Origin of the sequence: Bacteriovorax sp. Seq25_V (assembly GCF_000447795.1) — a bacterium.
Taxonomy (GTDB): Bacteria; Bdellovibrionota; Bacteriovoracia; order Bacteriovoracales; family Bacteriovoracaceae; genus Halobacteriovorax_A.
In genome coordinates this window covers 435877-454659 of sequence record NZ_AUNI01000009.1, presented here as the reverse complement: position 1 = coordinate 454659, position 18783 = coordinate 435877, and the positions used below count along the sequence as shown (strand labels likewise).

Below are 18783 nucleotides of genomic sequence, written 5' to 3'. Positions count from 1 at the left end.
GTAAAATCCATTTTAAAGCTGATACTTTACACCCTAAGAGCTCCAGCGATTATAGCGTTTTCTAAACTCATTATGATCATCCCTATGTGCAAAATTCTTATAATACTCATGTTCTCCAACTCTCTTCAGATTGCGAAGAGGACACCAAAAAACCTCGGTACGTGCGGCAACTTCCTTCACATAAGCAATTACCCCATTAAAGTAACGGCAATACAGACAATTTAATTTCTGAATAGGATTTAAAAATTTGATCAAATGTCGATCAAACTTAACATAATCTTTCCTCTCGACAAGCGGAATTCCATAAATGGGAAAGCATATCTTTTGATATATTGTCACAAATACATCAATAAGAAGTGCCGGTAGAACTTGAAGATATATTACAGGTGCTGTTAAAAAAAAGAGCAAATCTCTTACTTGAGTTGTGGTTTGACGACTAACTTTCTCATTCATACTTCAACCTCCTTCTAACTATTAACCTTAGGAAACTTGATTATAATTTTATCATCGTCTGTATCAACAACAACCTTGTCTTCAGCTACACCATCTGGAATTGTGAAGCTACGAGCAAAACTTGATGTAAAGCTAGAGATTGCAGTAGAATTTGGTGACTGACTATTATTTGTTTTCGATATTTGTCCGGATATAGATATCATTCCATTAGCAATATCCATTTTTAGGGAGTCCTTATCAATTCCATCAGTGATGATATTCACATACTTAAATTTATCATCTTCAAATTCTTCGACTTTAATGTCATCACTCACCATACTCTCAAATGACCCTATATCGGACAGGGACGAACTAAAAAAGCTATTCATTCTATTTTGCATTTGTTGGTGAAGCCTATCCATTTGTGAGAAAGGATCATTTAATTCAAGATTTCTAGTTGATCTTACCCTGTCTCTATTCAGATCGCCTTGTTTCAATCTGATGTAGTCAGTAATGAAGTAAGTAAGAAGTCCTCCAAAAATAAATGCAGCAGCAATAAGTAAGATATTATTTTTTGTCTTATCCATCATCTACCCCACTAGTTCATAATTTCTTTCATATACTCGAGCCATCATTGAAGTGTTCTTCAAAATACGAGGAACAAGTTTTTTCAAAACATCGACTGCGGATTGCCCCATTGCTTGGGATTTTCTTAAAATTCCATTGATGTTAATAAGGGCCTCGGCATGAACGTTCTCACCATCTTTAAAAATATAAATCGAGTTATTTTTATGAGCGCGAAATAATGAGTTAACAGGAGAGAGAATCGAGTAAATCTCTTGCTCATCATCCTCATTTATTCTGAGATTGAAAAAACGTACATTTCCTAGGACATTTAATTCACTTAATGGACTTATCATATGCATCTCCTTGTCACATATTGCAAAGAGAAACACTTCAAAAATATCTACCTAGTTCTCTCTTTGCTACCTAAAAGTGTTTGGCTTTTAAATTAGAAAAATTAAGTATTTATCTTCAAACGTAATAACTTAAGACCCTCCGTCGATCTATTTATTTTAATCTGGTATCGCAAGGAATAGTGTCAAGGTTAGAAACTAAAAAAAAATTTCCTTGAAATATTGACGTTCATATTTTTGATATTATTTTTTATATGTCACGGTCAAAGAGTTCTAATTTCAGGATCTTATATATCTGACTAATTCATTAAAGATTTAGAAACACTTTGACCTTCAACATTAACAAGGAGGCAGTATGTTATTTGAAAGAGACTTACAAATCTCACATGAACCGAATGTTAATTATTTTGGTATTGAACTTAGTCAAACTCAATATCAACAGATTAGAAAACGCATGGACATCCTCAAAGAAAAATGTCCTGCTCATTGTTCTATTGCCTTAAACTTTGTAAAACGAAAATCTAGATACATTGGCGAAATTATGGTTAAATCATTAACAGAAACTTTTTATTCTAGAAAAATAGCACACAATCCCTATCACTGCTATTTGCATATGGAAGCAGATATCGAAGAACAGCTAATGGATTGGAAGAAGCGAAGATTCAATAATCAGAAAAATCATGAAAGCATAAAACATGCCTATGCCTAATCGAAGTTGGGAGAAGTAGTATTCTCCCATTTTTAATTTTTACAAAGAACAGTTCATCACTGTTTTTGAAACAGGCAAAAGAAATTTACTTTTCTTCTTGATGAGCTTCAAAGAAAGAACTGTATCATCACTTTTAGTAATCTCAAATTTTGTTTCGCACATGCCATTGAAGAAGTCACCTTCGCAACCACCTTTCATTTTAAAAGTATACTTATCAGCACTTATGCTTCTATTCTTATCGTGGAATTTACTTCCGGCCAGGTGAATTTCCTCACCTAACTCTTCAGACTTAATAACGATCATTGGAGTGTTTGGCCCAGCTCCGAAGTCATACATTACTTTTGAAATTGAAATCTCACCACAGCCTTCAGACCCCTTCAATGTATATGATTGATCCTGAAGAGATTCAAACCAATTAAAAACCTGCTCTTTAGTAGCAGCAGAACTAGTTATTGATAACAACGATAAAATTAATCCAACAAAAATAGTTTTCACATAAATCTCCGGCTTATTAAACAAGTTAGAGATAAAATATTGTTAACATTATTACTAGATAATTTAAAAGGTATGTAATGATTACAAGTATTAAGACTTGGAAAAGAATACGCTCTTTTCATTGGACTTTAGAGGTTCAAGGTGCATCCCAATCTTCTCTAACACCTTAATAGATGCAATATTTGTTCGATCGGCTCTCGCGACGACTTTTTCAATTTTAAGTTCATCAAAAGCGTAATCTAAAATGGCTCGAGCGACTTCAGAAGCATGGCCCATTCCCCACTTCTCTTTAGTAATCATAAACCCAAGTTCAGGAAAGCCAAGTCCTGTATCTTTAAGCATAAACCAACCAATAAAATCGGCAGTAGTTTTTTCTTGGACTCCCCACACTCTGTTATCAGTCGTCCATACTTTTACTTTTTCATTGATAGTTTCGATTGTTTGAGGAACACGAAATCCAGTGTGCTTCATTGTCTCAGAATCAGTCATCATTTTTGTAAGAATACCGAGATCACTTGTTTCGATTCTTCTTACTACAGTTCGATCAGTTGTTAATAGTATCTTACTCATTTAATTTAACGGCCAAATATAATTCGCACTATCCAGTCCCTTATTATAGTTTACAGCAACAACACAAACTCTTTTAGAGCTTAACTTACAATTGATGAGATTTGCTATTTCACTGCCATAATCAGGTGTGATAGCGACAGCAGAACTCCAAACGACAAACCAACTTGCTTTAACGTTTGAATAAGTAATTACATTATCTCCAGCAGAGAAGAAGAGCTGATTATCTGAAGAAAATACTATGTGTCTTGCACTACCTAATGAGCCATCGTAGATCTCATTCCAACTATTGCCCCGATCTTTACTCTCGTAAATCTTTCCGCTTAAGATATAGTAAATATCACTAGTTCCATTTGTAAACAGATATGGAGCTGCAAAAGTAGATGAAGCAATTTTTAATTTTTCATTCCAAGTTCCCCCACCATCAGTTGAGGTAAAAATTGACATCGTTTCTGTGATTCCCCCATCACGATACCTTACGTTAACAACGAGTGTGTCATCACTCATAACTTCCAGTCTCAGTTTAGCTTCAAGTGATGATTGCCCACTGGCAATAGCGAAGGTATAAACATCCGTAACTGTTAACCCGTCTGCTGAGACTTTCTTCAAAACCTCGTTTTCGAGATAATAAAGCTCTCCACTGCTAACTGCTCTCAAGTGATGAAGCTCGTTTACACTATTTGAAGCAGCAATATTGCTCCAAGAAACTCCATTATCAATAGAGTATCGTATTTCTTTAACGTCTTTCTTTTTAATCGCAAACAAATGACCTAGGTTTGTTATTTCAAGCTCTGAACACCAAAGATGTGCACCAGGAGTTCTTTCATAACCAATGGTCGTCCAAGTGTTACCATTGTCAGCAGATTTAGAAATGGCAAAAGGAGAAGTTGGATCAGCATCTCCCTGAGGTGCAATGTAGGAAACTGCATACATATTTCCACTTGCATCCTCTGCATAATCATCGAGGCTTGAGTATGTGTAAGATGAATAATAGATATGAGAGGTGAGATTCCAGGAATCTCCCTTATCAAAGGATTTATAAATCTTCATCCCGTCGGTATTATAATCTGAACTAATTGTTAGAACATCACCATTTTGAAGTTCAAAAGAATAATTACCCTCATACTTTGCCGAAGTAGTCCCCCCAACATTTAAGGTCTGAGTCCAGCTTAGTCCATTGTCAATACTCTTCTCCACCATATGATTGTGAGTACTAGTGGCATTATTTCCAGATGATATTATCTCCCCTGTAGAGAGAACAATGACATCGACCCCCTCCGAGGTCGCTCCGTAGTCGTAAACACCTGTCCAAGACACTCCCCCATCAGTGGTTTTAAAGATTTGCCACTTCCCTCCAACTCGACCTACATAGTAAGCTTCAGAATCAGAAACCAATTCTATCTTTCCTCTTTTTTGATATGCAACCCAACTAAATGTAAGAGCAGAAATTTGATGTGGGCCACTCCAACTCCAGCTTCCAGAGAATGAGCCGACATAGATTTTATCGCTTACTAATAACCAAATATCCCCACTTGGAGAAATCTTCATATCATAAAGCTCACCAATACCTGATAGCTGTTCGATAGTTGTCCAAGTTACACCATCATCATTACTTGTCCTAATATAGACATCATCATTTTCATCATTTCCTGCGGCGACGATATCACCACTTGGTGCGACTGCAATTGCAGAACAAGAAATATCTCCACTAATTGGCATGTAATGATCAATTGTACTCCAGGAGTTTCCCCCATTCGAAGTTTTTCTTATATACCATTCTGTATTCCAAGTTACGCTCCCAAAGGTGTATCCACATGAATAAACATCGTTATCTTTAGCTGCCAGTTGAAGCGAATGAGACTCACCTTCAATGTACATAAAATATGTATCGGAGCGTGACCAGCTTGCGCCATTATCTATACTTTTATAGATAGCAGCTCCTTCCCAACCAAGACCTCCATCTCCAAAAATAGCAGAGAGATAGATTGAACCATCAGTCGTTTGAACTAAACTCATTGGGTAATTTTGCCACGAGGCTCCCATTTCAAAATCAACAAGAGCCTCTTCACCAAAACCTAAAATGTTAACAGTTAGATCTCCACTCACCCCAAGAAAATCATCGAGGCTAATAACATGATTGACAGGTCCTTGACTTGAAGGTGCAGAATATGTCGATGTTCCAGCATTAAATGATCCATAATTTATTGTCGTAGCAGAGTATGGAATTGTTCCATTAGACGACGTGATAATAATATCGTCGCCGGCCATTACAGAAATAGATGAAGTCGCAAAGGAAAGAGAGCTACCTGATCCACCAAATGAGATAGCACTACCGTCTTTATCAATCTGAACATCAACGAGAGGATTGAGGCATGAGCTCAAACTAAGAAAAGTGAGTCCTTTTAAAACTATTCTAAAGAGATTAATCCTAGTAAACATATATCACTTATCGGAGAAACCTGCAGAAACTGAACAGTGACAAGTTTTTTAGAACATCTCAATCAAAACCATAAAAAATGAATAATATCATAAACTTAGAAAACTTTAAGGAAGTAAAAAGCTAACTGTGAATTCACAGAAGCTCTTCCCCTTTTCTAATTATATCAAGTGACTTTAGCAATATTCTCGCCGACTCTTGAGGGGCATGGAAACCATTTGAGTTTTCGGCCTCAACAAAATCGAAAAGAAATTGCGCATCCCTTTGCGCTTTTCGAAGTTCTTCAATTTTTGGATGATTTGAATTTGCCTCAATTTTTTTAATGAAAGATACAAGAGCATTAAAAACGGTATCTTTCATCTCATGATTATTATCTTGAATAACGGCCACACGCTCAAGTAGTTTGTCCTCAGAGATATTGTGACAAGTACGACAAGATTGATTCACTTTAAGCATTGGACTATTGATATGGTGATCAGTAATTTTCATCGCTCCTACTTTTTTGTAAGGCATATGACAATCAACACAACTCACTCCACTTCGCGCATGAATCCCCTGAGAGTATGTTTCAAACTCTGGGTGCTGTGCCTTGAGCACTGCAGATTTAGTAAGATTATGGGTCCAATCTTTAAAATCGATTTCATTATAATAGCTAAGAATCTCATCTCCCTTAAGCCCCTTACCCCATGGGTAAGTTAGTGTCTTATCTTTGCCCTTAAAGTAATATTCAACGTGACATTGAGCACACACAAAAGTTTTCATTTCCTGTCTCGAGGCCATCTTGTTCACATCGTACTCATGGACGCCAACACTTTTTTTGAATTCCCTTATTCCCTCAACAAAAGCAGGACGTGTAACTCTCAAACTCATATCTTTTGGATTATGACAGTCAATACAACTAACAGGATGCTTTACGTTTTTAGCAGCTTCAAAATATGGTAATTTATTAAGAGCATGAAAGCCTTTATTAATATCACCATCACCGAGCTTCATCATTGCAGAATATGTAGAAGCGTGACAATTAATACAAGTTCCTGGTTGACCAACATTTTGTCTTTTCGTGTATAGCTGATCAATCAGCATAAACGCATGGCCCCTCTCCTCTCTAAAATCTTTAGAGAATGCGTAACCTGACCACATCGTGACAAAGCGCTCGTCAATTTTTAGTTTATCTTCGCTTACAATCTCCCTAGGATCAGAACTATCAGAAACCCTCTTAACTGCTTCACTACCACCATAACGTGTTCTAACTTGATCTACATTTTTCAAGTAATCTTCATATTGGTAAGGAAAATTAACTCCCCAAACGGCCGGATCATCTTCTAGCTCACCTATATCTTTCAAGTGCACGGTTTGAAATTTTCCCTCAGTTTTTCTTTCAAGAATATTCAGTACTAAGAGAATACAACTTGTTGTTACAAAAATTGATATTAAAGCTAGTAGTACTCTTCTCTTAGTAAAATTTTTCATTTCATGTGCCCCACTTCAGAGTGACATTGGATACAGTTTGTCTCTGACTTGATATTTATATTATGTACAAGATCGCTATGGCATTTCAAGCATGCCTTATTTGTAATATTCCTATTGAATTGTGTTACTTTTAATGGCCATGGATAATCCCCAGTCGTAAATGCGACCCCATGATTCCAGCCATTCACTGCTTTTGAAAGATATTTCGGAAGAAATCCCTCCGGGGTATGACAGCTATTGCAATTTGCGACAGCATGATGTGATGATTTCTCATACGCATAAAAATGATCTTGCATAACATGACAGTTCACACAAGCTTTCGGATCATCTGACAAATAAGAGTATCCCTTAGAATAAATCATTGTTGAAACTACAAAACTTACGGGCGCAGTAAATATGACAAACCAAATAAATGTTGCGATTCCACTCAAAGTCAGAGTTGAAATTAAAATTTTATATAGCTTCAAAGAATCCCTATTCCCAAACAATATTCTCAATTTTTGAAGCTTCTAACATATCAAAAATAAGAAAGATAGAATAGTTTATAAGTTTAAGAATTAGAGTAAAGATCGAGGCCCAAATAACATGATTTATATCACCATACTCAAAGACTCAGAGCAAAGAGGTCATACTAAAGCTCTATTGTGAATTTAGCCCCCTCACCTTCTACTGATTCAACAGAGATCCTTCCATTATTTTTATCAATTATTTTCTTAGTTAAAGAAAGGCCTAGACCTGTCCCATTAGCCCCTTTCTTGGTTGTAAAAAATGGATCAAAAATCGAAGATAAAATACCTTCAGGTATACCCATTCCATTATCTTCAATAATTACTCTTACTCCATTCTCAGATTTTAATACGTCGATAGAAAGTTTCGCTGAGTACTTTTGATTCATATATTTTGTGTATATGGAGAATAGTGCATTTTCAATAATATTTAAAAAAACCGATTGAATATCTGCCGTTAACTCCAATTTCAAAGACTCAGAAGAAAACTTTTTTTGCAAATCAACGACAACTCCAGCTTCTTTAATTTTTGAAGCATGATATGCATATCTTATAGACTCATCAACAATTTGAATAAGATCGCGTTCAGTCCCTATACTTTCTGGCTCCACCTCATGATCAAGCATAATCTTAAGAGTATTGTACATCCGATTGCTATGAAGATGAATTATATCTAAACATTCTCTAAGTTCAGAAACGATGTCATCTTCATGATCAAGTTTTTTCTCTAACTCCTTCACCATATCTGTTGCGATAATAGAAGAATTAAGAACGAGATTAAGAGGATTTCTCATTTCATGCGCAACCCCGGCTACAAGCTTTCCTAAAGAAGCAAGTTTTTCTTGTTCAAGAAGTGACTGGTGAGTTTTTTTGATAATCAACTCTTTCTCACTAACTTGGCTTTTGACCTCATCATTCAAGTCGAGAATTCTCTGATCAGCTCGCTCTCGAGCAATTTCGACACCAATACGACTTGCGAAGATTTCAATAGCAGCTTCGAGAAAGGCTGAATTTTCAAATTTTTTTGTATCCAACAACACGAAGAGACCTAACAATTCACCATCTGGAAGAATGATTGGACTTCCAACGTAAGCCTCAACCCCCATCTCTTGAAGAAGTACATCATCAGGAAAATCGGCAGCAACTTTCTCTGAATGAATACAAACTCTTCTTCCCGTGATCACATTCGAACACGGAGTCCCACTTAAGTTATATTCAATATTATCTACCAATTTACCACCGGCCCAAGTTATATCAGTTTTTATAACCTGTGGTGAATCTGACTTGGGCATGCCAACAAGAAGGTACTCAATCCCTAGGCCTTCTGATATATTTTGCACAAGAGCTTTAACATACTCTTTTCCTGAAAACTTCTGATCAATATTAAAAATTTTCTGTATTAAGTAGATTGCTTCTTCGGGCTTCTCAAAGTTCATACTATTCCTTACTAATAAATAAATATAGCTTAATCCATTTATCACATGAGTTCCAGAAAAATGGTCAGAACAACTTTTTCTCTATTTTAATGAGAAATCATCTAAAAAGACCAAAATAATTGGCACTTTTAAATTCAGGTAGTTTAAATATTTTTCAACAAATCAAGATATTCAACGACTTAAAGTTTTCTCAAGAATCACACCTAAAAGTCCATGAAAATACACTAATATATGAGTATAAAAATCCGATACAGAACGTTAGCGACAAGGGTTTTATTAATGGTTTCTTATTTTAAATATTCCTTATTCGGTTTAACAATCGTGGCGGTTTCGATAGCTGTTAAGTATAACTTAGATAATTCTATTGAGCCCGTTAATATAACTCCAAGTTCAACTTATAGTTTTAACAAAGGTAAAGCTGCCTCAAAAAAAGTCGTTTCTAACAGCACCTCCGATTCTCGAGCAACAAAGAGAGAACCAAGCTCTATTTCTCAAAGTGTTTCTAATAGAAACTTTAATAATACCCAGCCAGATTCAGATACTAAGAGAAATTACTCGGCAAAAAGAACTGAAGAAGATAACGACAATTATTATGGAGAGGTACGTAGTAATCCATTTTCTACAGCTTCTAGTAATACAAATAACTCGTTCTCTTCAAATAATTCACTCCAAAGATCACCTAGTGCTTATTACGATCAGGCCGATGGAACTCTTTCAAATATTCAAGAATCTAGCAATTCTGTAAATACTGGAGATTCAGCAACACAGAGTGAGGCTTCAGCATTGACAGGAGCAGGCTCTATTGCGTCAGATTTATCAAGTCCTAGCAGTAGTCAAAATTCTAGCGCTAACTCAAGCTCTGATGAATCAACATCTTCTTCTTCAGAAGGTTCATCATCAGGGAGTTCGTCACGAACAGATCCGATTGAAGTCGCTTCGACTCCAATGATTAAAGGAAGTGTTCCACCATTAAATGGAATAATTGCATCGAGAACAAAATCATTTTTCATCAATGAAGCTTACTCTGCATCAACATGCACGAGTCCAAAAATAACAATTTTTGACATTAAGACAATGACGCCTCTTGCAGACAATCCGATTACGATAGAATCCCTCTCTTCGACAACGCGGTTTGAATTTAATCCAGCTGTCTTTGACTTAGATTTGAGCAAACCTACTAAATACCTATTAAAGACTTCCGGTTGTGATGTAAATTATGAGAGGATCATCACGAGTTATTACACTGACCAAAACTTGACTCCAACATCGACTCTAGTATCTAAAATTATCAAAACTTCTGCGACTGTTGATATTGAAAATATTGAAGGGACAAAAGTTGAAGCAATAATCACAGAAGTAGACAATAGAATAAATCCTACTGATGATTTTGAGGTGTCTTACTCTGAAGTAGAGAATGATTCAGCAATTCAAAATAAATTTTCTGACGCTTTCGAAGGAGAGCCGTATTCAATTCTAGCAGATTCAGCACCTGACATTACAAACCTGATAATACCTTCAGTTCTACAAGAGAAAGTGGCGAGTTCATTCATTGTAAATACTCAACACTGGAGTTCTAGTTATACAACAGCATTTGAATGGCATGCAGACAATGTAAAGAAATCAAACCTCGCAACATGGAACTATTCACCTTCGGCTAATTCGAAGAGAGCAGAGACTATCAAACTTTATATTGGTAAGGCCGTCAGCGGTGCAGGCAGCGATGTAGACCGTAACTTCCCATATCATGAACTGACCTACAACATAACAATATCTGACGACATAGCTACGACAGCACCAAATATCAGCCTAAATGCTTCTTCAACAAACCCTACGCCTACGGCCAATATCAATATTGATCTATCAACAGGAACAGATCAAGGAAGCTATTATACAAACTGTGAATCATTTTCTTCTTTTGCAATAACTGAGAACAATGATATTCCAAGTAATAGTGATTTTACTTACTCTTGTACAACAGCGAACATACAAACAATTCCTTATACACTCACTAATAGTAATGGTGATATTGACATCAACATATGGGCAAAAGATATCAATGGGAATATCAGTGCAAAGAAAAGTTTCACAATTAACTATGACACTGCGGGACCAGTCATTAATTTTGTAGGTGTACCATCGTCAGCACGAGCTGACACATTATTTACTCTTAGCTGGACAGTGTCCGAGAGTAATCAGACTTCTAGTAATCAGCATTCAATTGAATACTACAACGGGTCGACTTGGGTCTCATTGCCAGCTGTCTCATCGGCAGATGGAGTGCTTAATAATCAAAGTTTTAGTACAACATATACTTTACCAAATATCGCGACAACTAATGGTAAATTTAGAGTTAGCCTGACTGACTCAATTGGAAACAACACGATTCAAGAAACATCACAAATTGACATACAAAGACCGATCTTAGGGTTTTCTCCTTCATCCCTTGACTTTGGAGGCGTACTAAATAGTTCAACTCCAAGTGCCACGGCGCTAACGATTTTAAACACAGGAAATACGGCAACAAAAGATTGTTCTCCACCGAGTCTGAGTGGGACGAATTCTAGTGAATTTGAAATTACTACAGATGGATGCGCTTCAAGCACACTTGCAGCAGGAAGCAACTGTCAAGTTTCTGTTCGTCCTAAACCAGTAACGAAAGGCGCAAAATCATCGACACTTACTTGGACATGTGGACTGGATTCAGCAAGTATCAATCTATCTTTTACTTCTACTAATAATAGTCCTATTTCTCCTAGTGACTACGCAATTTCAACGAATGAAGATACGCCACTAAATTTTACTGCGACGGCTGGAACTGATATCGACTCAGATCCTGTGACCTATTCAATTGTTACGGCACCATCAAATGGAACTCTTACCAATTGTATGTCATCAGACAATGACCTCTCTTGTCTCTACACGCCAGACTTAAACTTCAACGGTACGGACAGCTTCACTTATAAAACAAATGATGGCTTTTCTGATTCTGCAACTACTACTGTTGTCACTATTAATATTGCTGCAGTAAATGATGCACCAACACTTTCATCAACTCAAACTGTAGGAGTTATAGAAGATACAGCACAAAATTTTAGTCTCAATCTTGGTTCTGACATTGATGGGGACACTCTAACTTATATCATTACTCAGAACCCTGCTGCTGGAACACTGTCGTGTACAGGCGGAACATCAAATGCGTGTACTTACTCTCCTGCAAGTAACGATATTAATACTTACACATTCAAATATAAGGTTAATGATGGGGCCTTGGATTCAAGCGAGGCAACGGTTACTCTAAACATCAGCAATACAAATGATGCTCCAACAATGCTCGCAGATCAATCGGTATCGACAAACGAAGACACGCTAGTATCATTCACCCTAAATGGTGGTAGTGATATCGATATACCTTCACAGACACTTAGTTATAAAATTGTATCTGCACCAACGAATGGGGCTTTAACTAACTGTATAACAACAGGCTCATATTCAACAGATGTAACGTGCGATTACACACCAAATGCTAACTTCTTTGGCACAGATTCATTTACCTATAGAGTGAATGATGGCATTGTGGACTCAGCAACATATTCAACTGTAACAATTAATATTGCTCCTGTTAATGATGCTCCAACACTTACGACACCACAATCATTTGCGACAAATGAAGACACGGTACTAAATTTCAATCTCGCTACGGGATCAGATATCGAAGGCAATGCCCTTACCTACACAAAACTTACGAATCCGGCCTCTGGGACTCTTACATGTACAGGCGGAACATCAACGGCATGTACATACACTCCAGCGACAAATTACAATGGCTCAGTTTCGTTTACGTATAAAGTTAATGATGGCTCACTTGATTCCAACACGGCTACTGTTAATATCACAGTAAACTCTGTTAACGATGCACCAACACTTGACGACGCCACAGTCTTTTGCGACAAATGAAGACACGGTACTAAATTTCAATCTCGCTACGGGATCAGATATCGAAGGCAACACTCTTACCTACACTAAACTTACAAATCCGGCCTCTGGAACACTTACATGTACTGGCGGAACATCAACGGCTTGTACATACACACCGGCGGCAAATTATAACGGATCGGTCTCATTCACATATAAAGTTAATGATGGCTCTCTTGACTCAAATGTTGCAACCGTAAATATTACAGTAAATCCTATTAATGATGCTCCAACACTAGTTACGCCACAGTCTTATGCTACAAATGAAGATACAGTCTTAAACTTTAGTCTAGGAGCGGGTAGCGACATTGAGGGCAGTACTTTAACATACACAAAACTCACAGACCCAGCATCCGGAACTCTTACATGTGCAGGCGGAACTTCAACTGCTTGTACATACACTCCAGCGGCAAACTACAATGGATCTGTTTCGTTCACTTATAAAGTTAATGATGGGGCGCTTGACTCAAACACAGCGACTGTTAATATCACTGTAAATTCTGTTAACGATGCACCAACACTGACATCTCCTCAATCCTTTGCTACAAATGAAGACACAGTATTAAACTTCAATCTTGCGACAGGTTCAGATATTGAAGGAGATACTCTTTCATATATTAAAGTGACAGATCCATCTTCCGGTACTCTCTCTTGTACAGGAGGAAACTCTACGGCCTGTACCTATACCCCAACAGCAAATTTTAATGGATCGACATCATTCACATACAAGGTTAATGATGGAACAGCAGATTCAAATATAGCGACGGTGAACATCACTATAAATCCAATCAACGACATCCCAGTGATGGCGAGCAACCAAACTTTTTCAGCTGACGACAATGCACCTCTTAACTTCACCATTACAAATGCATTCGACATTGATGGTGACTCGCTAAGCTACAAATTAGTTACAACACCATCAAATGGGACTTTATCGAACTGTATTGTTACAGGAAGCTATGGCTCTGATTTAACTTGTACGTATCAGGCAAATACTAATTATCACGGAAGTGATTCATTCACTTATATCGCAAATGATGGCACTGCCGATGCTGCAAGTACGGCGACAATAACGATTAACGTGACAGACAAAACACCATCTGCCCCACCAACAGTTTCGCTAGCGCACACACAATATCGAAATGTAACAGGACAAGCAATAACAGTATCAGCGTGTTCAGACATTAGTGAAGTACTTATTAATGAGGGATCTCAACCATTAGCGGGCGATGCTAATTGGCAGGCTTGTTCGACAACAGCAGGGGCAATCACTCATACTTTAGAAAACTCTACAGAAGGCACACACACTCTAAAGGCCTGGTCAAAAGATTCCCATGGAAATGTTTCAGCAACGTCTAATGACTTAATCGTTTATTACGATGTGACAAACCCTACTATTGAGTTTGACATGGAGTCTTTCATCAAGGGTGGAAGTGTCGCAGATGTTAAATTTAAACTGACAGAGAAAAATGCTTCAAGCTCACAGAGTATTACTTTTGAATATCACAATGGAACTTCTTGGGCGACAACAACTATTGCGGCTTCAAATGGTCCATTAATTCAAAGGCCATATCTTGAGCAAGTAACAACCCCAAATACAAATGGACAAGTTCTACAATTTAAAATTACTTTTACTGACTTAGCTGGTAACCAAACCGTTTCAACAGCTAACCTCACCACAGATATTTCGAAGCCGACGTTAACATCTCTAAGCCTAAACAGTGGAGTAACAACGACAAACTCAGGAAACGTGACATCTTCTCTTAGTGCATCTGATAGCGTTTCAAAGATTATAAAATTTTGTTTAAAAATTGGTGATAATACGTTGCCTGCAGATGCTGACAAATGTTGGATTAGAGTCGATGCTTCATCACCAGGAATTTCTCCAGCTCAAAGCATTTCTTTTTCTAACTACTATATACTATTAGGATTTGCTGGTGGTAACTACGACATCTATGCTTGGGTAATGGATGAGGCCGGGAACGTATCAGACAACACAGGGACTATAAACACTGATCACTTTGCAATTAACTTTATACCAGATAATCCTCCAACCGTTTCTGATGCTCTTGCGGTAAACGTAGATGTACCTTCAAATCCACCAGTAGAAAGTGAGTTTATCGTTGCTTCGGGGGCAAATTTATATGTGTCGTGGATCGCATCCGACGTTGAAGGATTAAGTGCGACTCCAATAAGTTTAAAATATAGTACTGACGACGTTAACTTTGTCGACTTACCAGGTGGTCAGAATTTACTAAATGCTTCTAATGGAGGCTGTACATTAAACGGTTCATACACAGGCTGCAAGATGGTTGCTGCTCCAACAAGTGGTTATTTCAAGGTTAGAGTTATTGCTGCTGATAATGAAGGAACAACAGTTTTCTACAACACCCCAGTGCTAAATGAATCAAAACTTAGAATTCTTGCTGGGAATACAGAACACGGACTTAATGGTTCAGCTCGTACTGCTGTATTTTATCGATTCGGTTCTGCAGTATCTAACGCCTACGGATATAAGAATAAACTAGTCGTCAGTGATGACGGTAAGTTTTTCTACATCGATCCTTCGAGGGGCTTACTTTGGGTTAATCCATCAAACGGAAACCTGGAAGTCTATATTCAAAAAACAGGAACAAGCTCTGGCGATGGTGGCAACGTTACAAGTGCAACGCTAAAACATCCTAGTGCAATTGCTCTTGATCACCAAAATAGGCTTTTAATTTGGGACTCTAATCTTGTAAGACGTGTCAATATCAGCACAGGAATTATTGAAACAATTATTGGAGGTGGAGCTCAAACTGATCCACTAACAACAGTTAACTCATCAGACATTTCACTTGGAGGCTTTGATGCCTATAGAAGTACACTAGTACCTCTTCCAAATGGAGATATTATTTTCACTGCGCCAACGGGTTCATTACACCATCGAAGATATCGTGCAAGCGACAATAAAATCGAATTAATCAATGTTACTGGACAGGGTGTGACAAGTGACTCTACTTATGATTGGACATCGAGATCAAAACACGACCTGATGTTCTCATATAACACTTCAAGTTCGGCATTTGAGTTTATGGCGCAAAACATTCACAAGTCTTTCACAGGAGACTCTTACCCACTTCCTGCAAGAATTGATTACACGGCCGGAGGTGAAAACTCTGACTACCCTGCTGTGGCGCCATATGATTTACCATTCATTTATTCTGTCGCAATGACAGGAATGGACGGTAAGCTTTATCTCATTCAACGTTTTAGACAAGGTCTAAGAAAATATGATCCGGCGACAAATACGATGGATTATGTTATAGGAACGGGAAGCTACTCAACAACTCCATGTGCTGATGGGACTCTTGCAACTTCTTGTCAGGTTGATATTGAAACTGCGTTTGTCACAAAAACAGGAAACTACTATTTCATGGATAATGGGCTACTGAGAACTATTGATGGCGATGGAAAAGTTGTAACGATATTTGGTCAATTTTCGGGATATGGAGATGGAGTCCTTGCAACGAGTGCTCGTATCGCTAACGTAACAGATATTCAGCTGAGACAGTCATCTGCTCCGAATACTTTTGTTCTGATGGACAACTTAACTAATAAAGTTAGAGAATTTGAAGTAGACGGGAATATTACAAATATCGCGAGCGCAGGCGCTTCATGGCATGGTCCTTATGGTTTTGAAACTGATAAATCAACTGGAGATATCTATATCCCTAGAGGTTCGAGAATTGGAAAAATTGAAGGAGGAACCAACACTGAAACTTATGTCGTCGGTGGCGGCTCAAGCCAGTATCACCTTTCAACAACAGATGGTGTCATCGGTTCTTCGATTAACTTAATCTCAGGTTATAACAATGAAACGGCTGGATTTATTGATGGTAAGCTATACTACCGTAAGCACTCATGGGCCTCTGGCAGTAACTACGGTTGTACATTGAAAGCTTATGACACGACCGATTCGTATCGACAATCTCACGTCATGGGTAACTCTAGTGCAACCTGCTCTTTACAGATGACCACGGGGACTAACTTACGTGATTTATCCACAAGTGGAACATTTACAAAGTTTAGAAAGATCGTCGACCCTAATGATGGGATAGAAAAAGAGTTTTTTACAAATTCTGGTTCTGATACAATTTATACATCCCTCAATGGTGGTCCTCTAACAGCTTTTAGAACTCTTCCAAGAGGAATTGGTGGTTTTGATTATAGATACAAAGATGGCAACCTTGAGTTTTTCTACTGTTCAGGAAGTAAGCTCTATAAATATGTTTACAACACATCAACAGAAACTCAATTAACTTGGAGTTCAAGTACAATTACTTGTTCAAGCTCAAAAGTTATTTATAGTGACTCACGAAACTCAGTAGTTTTTGGTTTTCACCAAAATGGTCTCTATGGAGTAGCAGAGTATCTTCTCGATTAGAAGATGCTCTATTTTATGATTCGCGCCCCACGCTGTTCAGTGAAGTAGTTATAAACCCAACTTAAGAGGATAGAAATTTTACTTCTAAAAAGAACTAAAAATAAGACATGAACAAGTGACCATGCTATCCAAGCAAAGAACCCCGACAGCTTCAAGGCGCCAACTTGTAACACCGCCTTACTCTTTCCAATTGTCGCCATAATTCCTTTATCGAGATACTTAAAAGAATTTCTCTTTCCTTTACTTAAGTTCTTCACAATCAACCCTGCGACATACTTTCCTTGTTGTGCGGCTACAGGTGCGAGAGAAGGGAGATATGTTTGTCCAGAAGCAAACGCGCAGGCGTCACCAATAACAAATATATTAGGATGAGATTCGATACTACAATCTGATTCGACGATTGCACGTCCCATACGATCAACCTTAACATCTAAAACTTTTAAAAGTGGACTCGCCTTATTGCCAGCTGCCCATATTATATTTTTTGACGGGATAAATTCGTTTCCAATATAAACTCCATCTTGAGTTATATTTGTCACCAAAGTATTCACTCTCACATTAACACCAAGTCTTTCAAGATCGCTCTTCGCCTTAGCTGAAAGTTCTTCTTTAAAAGCATTAAGCACACGAGGACCACCTTCAAGTAGATAAATCTTCGAATCGCGAGTATTAACATGACTAAAGTTTTTAACCATCGTTTTAGAAGCAATCTCTGCAATTGCTCCGGCCATCTCAACTCCAGTAGGTCCACCACCGATAACAACAAAAGTGGTAAGAGCTTTTACGTCTTCTATATTTGTTGCCATCTCACTTAATTCATAACTGCGTAGTATATTCTCACGAATATGAAGTGCGTCCTCTAAGCTTTTAAGCCCTGGTGCGAGCGACTCCCACTCATCTTTTCCAAAATATGAATGTCTTGCACCGGTCGCAATAATGAGATTATCAAAAGTGATAACCAGACCACTTTTTGTTTCAAGACTATTTGCATTCTTATCAATTATACTAACCTCATCCATAATAACTGAAAGCGAAGAGTACTTTTTTAGGACTTCTCTAATTGGTGCCGCAATATCTGCTGGGGATAGTGCTGCCGTTGCTACTTGATACAAGAGTGGTTGAAATAAATGATGATTCATTCGATCAATGATAAGAGCTTCTTTTTTCTTTTTTCCAAGTTTAATGGCCGCATTTAAGCCACCAAACCCAGCTCCAATAATAACTGTTGGGTAGTGTTTCTTCATGACGTAGACCTTTGTTCTGTCGTTTTTACAATAAAAAGCATAAGAATCAAGAGGCCTGGAACATAGGAAATACCGAAAGATTGAAGGCCTTTTGGTTCTAGGGCTATTATGCAAAAAAGACTAGCTACTGCCAAGGAAATAACATTAAATCTAGTCAACAAGAATTATTACA

General features: G+C 37.7%; 13 protein-coding genes. 3 read left to right on the top strand and 10 right to left on the bottom strand.

Annotated elements, in window-relative coordinates; all coding sequences use genetic code 11:
• Positions 1 to 33: 33 nt before the first annotated feature.
• The 3 genes from M900_RS03535 to M900_RS03525 are packed head-to-tail and all read right to left on the bottom strand — an operon-like array spanning position 34 to position 1352.
• The gene (locus M900_RS03535; protein ID WP_021273464.1) at positions 34 to 453 is read right to left on the bottom strand and encodes a hypothetical protein; all 420 of its coding nucleotides are present in this window, start codon (positions 451 to 453) and stop codon (positions 34 to 36) included.
• A 14-nt stretch (positions 454 to 467) separates the two neighbouring features.
• Positions 468 to 1019, bottom strand: coding sequence for an Hsp20 family protein (locus M900_RS03530; RefSeq protein WP_021273584.1), 552 nt, complete (start codon positions 1017 to 1019; stop codon positions 468 to 470).
• Between the two features lie 3 nt (positions 1020 to 1022).
• Positions 1023 to 1352, bottom strand: a complete 330-nt coding sequence (locus M900_RS03525; protein ID WP_021273459.1) for a hypothetical protein — start codon at positions 1350 to 1352, stop codon at positions 1023 to 1025.
• 352 nt (positions 1353 to 1704) lie between these two features.
• Between M900_RS03525 and M900_RS03520 the strand changes: the two genes are divergently transcribed.
• Positions 1705 to 2058 carry a hypothetical protein gene (locus tag M900_RS03520; RefSeq protein WP_021273153.1) on the top strand — a complete coding sequence of 118 codons (354 nt, stop codon included), beginning with the start codon at positions 1705 to 1707 and terminating at the stop codon, positions 2056 to 2058.
• 39 nt (positions 2059 to 2097) lie between these two features.
• Here the strand turns inward: M900_RS03520 and M900_RS03515 are convergent, their stop codons facing one another.
• The 6 genes from M900_RS03515 to M900_RS03490 form a co-directional block, all read right to left on the bottom strand.
• Positions 2098 to 2553: a hypothetical protein gene (locus tag M900_RS03515; protein ID WP_021273071.1), complete on the bottom strand. Its 456-nt coding sequence runs from the start codon at positions 2551 to 2553 to the stop codon at positions 2098 to 2100.
• A 90-nt stretch (positions 2554 to 2643) separates the two neighbouring features.
• A complete protein-coding gene (locus M900_RS16910; protein ID WP_021273243.1) occupies positions 2644 to 3123 on the bottom strand; it encodes a GNAT family N-acetyltransferase in 480 nt (159 codons plus the stop codon).
• Positions 3124 to 5559: a sialidase family protein gene (locus M900_RS03505; protein WP_034730926.1), complete on the bottom strand. Its 2436-nt coding sequence runs from the start codon at positions 5557 to 5559 to the stop codon at positions 3124 to 3126.
• Between the two features lie 133 nt (positions 5560 to 5692).
• Positions 5693 to 7027: an ammonia-forming cytochrome c nitrite reductase subunit c552 gene (locus M900_RS03500; RefSeq protein WP_021273395.1), complete on the bottom strand. Its 1335-nt coding sequence runs from the start codon at positions 7025 to 7027 to the stop codon at positions 5693 to 5695.
• Positions 7024 to 7494 (bottom strand): cytochrome c nitrite reductase small subunit, encoded by a 471-nt coding sequence (gene nrfH / locus M900_RS03495; RefSeq protein ID WP_021273582.1) that lies wholly within the window; start codon positions 7492 to 7494, stop codon positions 7024 to 7026. Before nrfH ends, M900_RS03500 begins: the two co-directional genes overlap by 4 nt.
• Positions 7495 to 7658: 164 nt before the next feature.
• The gene (locus M900_RS03490; RefSeq protein ID WP_021273452.1) at positions 7659 to 8969 is read right to left on the bottom strand and encodes a sensor histidine kinase; all 1311 of its coding nucleotides are present in this window, start codon (positions 8967 to 8969) and stop codon (positions 7659 to 7661) included.
• A 279-nt stretch (positions 8970 to 9248) separates the two neighbouring features.
• Between M900_RS03490 and M900_RS03485 the strand changes: the two genes are divergently transcribed.
• Entirely contained in the window at positions 9249 to 12923 is a 3675-nt protein-coding gene (locus tag M900_RS03485) for an Ig-like domain-containing protein (protein ID WP_034730923.1), read from the top strand.
• Positions 12880 to 17367 carry a tandem-95 repeat protein gene (locus M900_RS03480; protein ID WP_084703431.1) on the top strand — a complete coding sequence of 1496 codons (4488 nt, stop codon included), beginning with the start codon at positions 12880 to 12882 and terminating at the stop codon, positions 17365 to 17367. The genes M900_RS03485 and M900_RS03480 overlap by 44 nt, the downstream gene beginning before the upstream one ends.
• A gap of 8 nt (positions 17368 to 17375) precedes the next feature.
• Here the strand turns inward: M900_RS03480 and M900_RS03475 are convergent, their stop codons facing one another.
• Positions 17376 to 18611 carry an NAD(P)/FAD-dependent oxidoreductase gene (locus M900_RS03475; protein WP_021273070.1) on the bottom strand — a complete coding sequence of 412 codons (1236 nt, stop codon included), beginning with the start codon at positions 18609 to 18611 and terminating at the stop codon, positions 17376 to 17378.
• Positions 18612 to 18783 lie beyond the last annotated feature (172 nt).